The following is a 4,522-nucleotide window of genomic DNA, read 5'->3' on the forward strand; positions in this document are numbered from 1 at the left end:
CGTCGTGGGACGGCGGTCCGTCGTCAAGCGGCGGCCCGGCGTCGGACGGCGGCCCGTCGCGCGGTGGTCCGGCCGGCGGGGCCGGTGCGCGGCCCTACGTGCGGGGCCTGTTCGCGAACACCCACCGGTTGCCCGCCAACGCGTCGTTCTGCTCGGGCAACGGGCCGCGCCCGTGGCGGCGGGTGAAGTCGAAGGGGGTGTGGACCGACGTCGACCAGCCCTTGCCCGTCAGCCGGCCCGCGGAGTCGGGCCGGGGCCCGCCGTCGAACAGGCTGAGCAGGTCGATGCCGATCTGGTGCTTCGTCGACGTGTAGATCGGGCTGTCGCGGTAGGCCAGCAGGTCCTTCTCCAGCTTGACCTCGAAGGCCAGGGCGCTACCCCCCGGACTCAACCGGTCCACCGTGTCGATGAGGTACGTCTCGGCCGCGGCGGGCAGGTAGAACAGCAGCCCCTCGGCGAGCCAGACGCTCGGCGCCGACGCGTCGAAGCCGGCCCCGGTCAGGGCGCCGACCCAGTCGGCGCGCAGGTCCGTCGGGACCGGTACGCGCGCCGCCTTCCGGGTGGTCGCCAGCCCGTCGAGCACATCGTGCTTGAACGCCAGCACGCCCTCCCTGTCGATCTCGAAGACCACGCAGCCGGGCGGCCAGTCGAGCCGGAACGCCCGGGTGTCGAGCCCCGCCCCGAGCAGGACCACCTGGTGGGCCCCCGCGTGCGCCGACCGGAGGAGGAAGTCGTCGAGGACCTTCGTCCGCAGGCCGAAGTACCGGGCGAAACGCCCCCACAGCGGGTTCGCGTCGCCTTCCGGCACCTCGTGGAGGCGGACGGGCCACGCCGCGGACGCCGGTGCGGCGCGGACGAAGTGCTCCGCGTAGTCGTCGCGGGCGAGGCTGTCGTGCCGGTGGGTCTCGATCGCCCGCGCTGCGGCGACCAGGAGCGCGGTGATGCCGATGCCCCCCTTCACGCCGTCCGTACCTGTGCCCCGACGCGCTGCGTCGACCATGCGTCCTCCCTCGGGCGGGTGTCGAGACCCCTGGGTCGAAGCTCCCCGCGTCTCTCCCACTGTCCGCGCGGCGCCTGCCTCCCGGCCGGGGAGCCCGCCGGATTCACTGGAACGGGTGAATCCTGGGGTATTCCCCTCCGGGCGCGCCCTCGTCGTGGTCGGGTCCACGGATGCCGGCGGGCATCCGGTGGTCAGTACCGGGGCGGGGCCTCAGCGGTGCGCACCGTGGGCGGGGCTGAGGGCGTCGTTTATGGCCGACAGGACACGGATCGCGGCGTGCACGTCGTCCGGGTCGAGGCGCGGCAGGAACGCCGTGCGGTCCCGGTGCAGGGCCGTGTCGCCGCGTCGGACCAGATCGGTGCCGGCCGGGGTGAGGAGGACGGCGTTCTCCCGGCGGCTGTGCGGGGACGGCCGGACCGCGACCAGTCCGGCGGAGACCGCGTGGTCGATCTGGCGGCTGACGGTGCCCTTGGTCAGGCCGAGCCGGTCTGCCACCTGCTGCTGGTTGAGCGGTCCGGGGTGGGCGTCGATGACGGAGAGCACGAGGAACTGTGCCAGGGAGATGCCCAGCTCCTGCTGGAAGAGCGCCTCGCCGGCACGGTCCATCAGGCCCGCGACCCGGCGGGTGAGATACCAGAGCGTGGCCAGATCGTCCGGCATCGGCTTGTTCATGGGGTCAGGGTAGCCCATTCGTTTGACAGGCGACGGTTCTGACTGCAACCGTTGCTGGCGAAACGGTTTCCTCTTCCTCCGGAGTACCGCATGCGCGTTCTGATGGTCCTCGACCACCCGTACACCTTCGCCTCGGCCGACAACGTTCCGCACCAGCGCAGCTTCACCGCCGCCGTCGCCGCCGCTGCCGTCCGGGGCGCCACCGCGGCGGGGCACGACGTGGACCTGATCGACCTGGCCGCCGACGGGTTCTCGCCGGTGATGACTCGGCAGGACCTCGTCGCGTGGCGGCAGGGCGCCGCGACAGACCCGCAGGTGCGCGACTACCAGGACCGCCTGCTGGCCGCCGACCACCTGGTGTTCGCGTTCCCGGTGTGGTGGGAGGCGATGCCCGCGGCCACCAAGGGGTTCCTCGACCGGGTGCTCACCAAGGGCGTGGTGTTCGCCGAACGGCCCGAGGCCAAGGGCAGCCCGTTCCGCAACCTGCTGCCGCGGCTGCAGGGGGTCACGGTCCTGTCCGTCATGACCACCCCGGACAGGGCCTACCGCTGGTGGTACCGCGACCCGTTGACCAAGATCCTCTTCAAGGGGACCTTCGGCAAGATCGGCGTCAAGGGCCTGCGGTGGGTCAACTTCGACCGCGTCACCCGGCGGACCCCGGAGGAGCGCCGGCAGATGCTCCTCGACACCGAGAAGCGGTTCGCCGCCCTCGCCCCGACCCGCGGCTCCGCGGACCCCGGAACGCACGGCCGGGAGGCCGCGCCCCCCGGCCGCTGAACGGGCCGCCGGGGCCGGGGGCGCGACGCTCCGTGCGGGCCGGCCCCGGCGCCCGGCGCGGCGCCCGCCGCCGATGCGGGCGAGGGCCCGGAAGCCGTCGGCGGCAGGGTCGACCGGTCGGCTCAGAACAGGGGCAGGCGGCGCAGGAAGACGTCCTGGTGCTGGTTGGTGTCCCCGGGTATCAGGGGGGTGTCGGCGGACGCGATCATCACCGACGTACCGAGCGCGTCGATGGACGGTCCGTCCGACTCGACCGCCGACTCGGAGCCGTCGGCGGACGGCGCGACCCGCTCGACCCGGCCCGTCCACAGGTCACGGCGGAAGACGTCGCCGACGCCGTTGGTGTCGCCGGGCACCAGGTTGGCGGCCGCCGAGGCGAAGTAGACCCGGCGGCTGTCGGCGGTCATCACGGGGGAGTGGGACTGGCCGTCCCCGGCGCCGGGCGCGCCGTCGTGGGCCGTGCTGACCAGGGCGGTGGTCTCCGTGAGGAGGTCGCGGACGAAGATCTGCGGATGGGTGTAGCCGGTGACCATGGACGTGTAGGAGCTGAAGAGCGCGTAGCGCCCGTCGGGGCTCAGTCCGCCGTCGAGGGCGCCGTACTTCTTGCCGTCGGGGCCGATGCTGGCGGGGCGGGTTCTGCCGGTCCGCAGGTCGTGGACGTACAGCGGGTAGGTCCGGGGCTTGGCGATCTGCGCGCCACCGCCGTCCGCCGGGTCCTCCGCCAGGTCCTCCTCCGGGCCGTCCTCGGGGGCCGGGGCGAGGCTGTCGCGGGAGATGAAGGTGATGCGGGTGCCGTCGGCGCTGAGCGCGGGGTGCCGGGCCGGGCTCCCGGCCTGGGTTCCGTCGTCGGCGACGTTGGCCCGCCGGGCGGTGCCGGTGCGGCGGTCGTGCACGAAGATGTCGGCGACGCGGTTGGTGTCGCCCGGGACCAGATCGCTTCGGCCGGAGGCGAACGCGACGTAGCGGCCGTCCCAGCTGATCACCGGCGTGTCGGTGCCGCCGGTCTGGGGCCGGGACGGGTCGCCGGCGGTGATCCGCTCGGTGTGCCCGGCGACCCGGTCGCGGACGTACACGTCGAAGGTGCCGTTGGTGTCGCCGGGCACCAGGTCGGGGGCGTCCGAGGCGAAGGCGACGTAGCGGCCGTCGGCGCTGATCGCCGCCCCCGAGGAGGTGCCGGTCGCCTGGGCGCCGTCGTCGGCGACGCTGACGCGCTCGGTCCGCCCGGTGAGCAGGTCGCGGACGAAGACGTCGGAGTCGCCGTTGGTGTCGCCGGCCACCAGGTTGGCCGCGTCGGAGGTGAAGACGGCGTAGCGGCCGGTGGCGGAGAGCGCGCCGAGGTAGGAGTCGCCGTCGGCCTGTGCCCCGCCGGGGGCCTGGCTGATCCGTTCGACGCGCGGTGGTGCGGAGGCGGGGCGAGCCGTGGCGGGCCCTGCGGTGGCTGCCGTGAGAACGGCGGCCACCGCGCACGCGCCGGCGGCGGTGAGGGATCGGGCGCGGTGCGGTGCGAACATGAGGTCCTCCCGAACGGGCTTACCCCCGGGCCTCGTTGGCCGGCGGGCCCCCTGAGCCAATAGCCAGGGCGGGTGGGCGGTCAACGCCCCGGTGGACGATTGTCCGTAAAAGAACGTGCCCGTGACGCCTCGTCAGCTCGGGGGTTCGGGCGGACGTGACCGACCCGCACGTCGCACTGAGGCGAGGTTGACCACACGGCCCCATCCGCGCTCGCGCATCGCGGGCGCGCACAGCCTGGTCAGGGCGAGGACGACCGCACGCATCAGTTGCCGGCGCGGGGCTCGGGCGGACGGGCGGCTGCCCGGCCCCGCCGGACCGGGCAGCGCGCGGCGGTACGGCCGAGGCTCGGCGACCGCACCGCCGGTCACGGGGCGCTGATCAGGCGGGGAGTCCGACGGCGCGTTCGCCGTTGCGGCGTTGCTGGATGACGACGGCGGCGACGAGGAGGGCGCCTTGGGCGACGTTCTGCCAGAAGGAGTTGATGCCTTGGACGGTGAGGCCGTTTTCGAGGCAGCCGAGGAGGGCGACGGCGAGGAGGGTGCCGCCGATGCCGCCCTTGCC

General features: G+C 74.0%; 4 protein-coding genes and 1 pseudogene. 1 reads left to right on the top strand and 4 read right to left on the bottom strand.

Annotation, left to right across the window (positions count from 1 at the left end; genetic code table 11):
* Positions 1-94: 94 nt before the first annotated feature.
* Positions 95-1,000 carry a class I SAM-dependent methyltransferase gene (locus tag ACFWOG_RS39755; protein WP_380364522.1) on the bottom strand — a complete coding sequence of 302 codons (906 nt, stop codon included), beginning with the start codon at positions 998-1,000 and terminating at the stop codon, positions 95-97.
* Positions 1,001-1,210: 210 nt separating this feature from the next.
* Positions 1,211-1,672 carry a MarR family winged helix-turn-helix transcriptional regulator gene (locus tag ACFWOG_RS39760; RefSeq protein WP_380364524.1) on the bottom strand — a complete coding sequence of 154 codons (462 nt, stop codon included), beginning with the start codon at positions 1,670-1,672 and terminating at the stop codon, positions 1,211-1,213.
* 90 nt (positions 1,673-1,762) lie between these two features.
* Here ACFWOG_RS39760 and ACFWOG_RS39765 point away from each other — a divergent pair, with 90 nt between their 5' ends.
* Positions 1,763-2,449 (top strand): NAD(P)H-dependent oxidoreductase, encoded by a 687-nt coding sequence (locus ACFWOG_RS39765; RefSeq protein ID WP_329881393.1) that lies wholly within the window; start codon positions 1,763-1,765, stop codon positions 2,447-2,449.
* A gap of 122 nt (positions 2,450-2,571) precedes the next feature.
* Here the strand turns inward: ACFWOG_RS39765 and ACFWOG_RS39770 are convergent, their stop codons facing one another.
* Positions 2,572-3,960 (bottom strand): TolB family protein, encoded by a 1,389-nt coding sequence (locus ACFWOG_RS39770; protein WP_380364526.1) that lies wholly within the window; start codon positions 3,958-3,960, stop codon positions 2,572-2,574.
* A gap of 379 nt (positions 3,961-4,339) precedes the next feature.
* Positions 4,340-4,522: pseudogene (locus tag ACFWOG_RS39775) on the bottom strand (ABC transporter permease); the annotation flags it as partial.

Origin of the sequence: Kitasatospora sp. NPDC058406, from assembly GCF_042722765.1 — a bacterium.
Lineage (GTDB): Bacteria > Actinomycetota > Actinomycetes > Streptomycetales > Streptomycetaceae > Kitasatospora.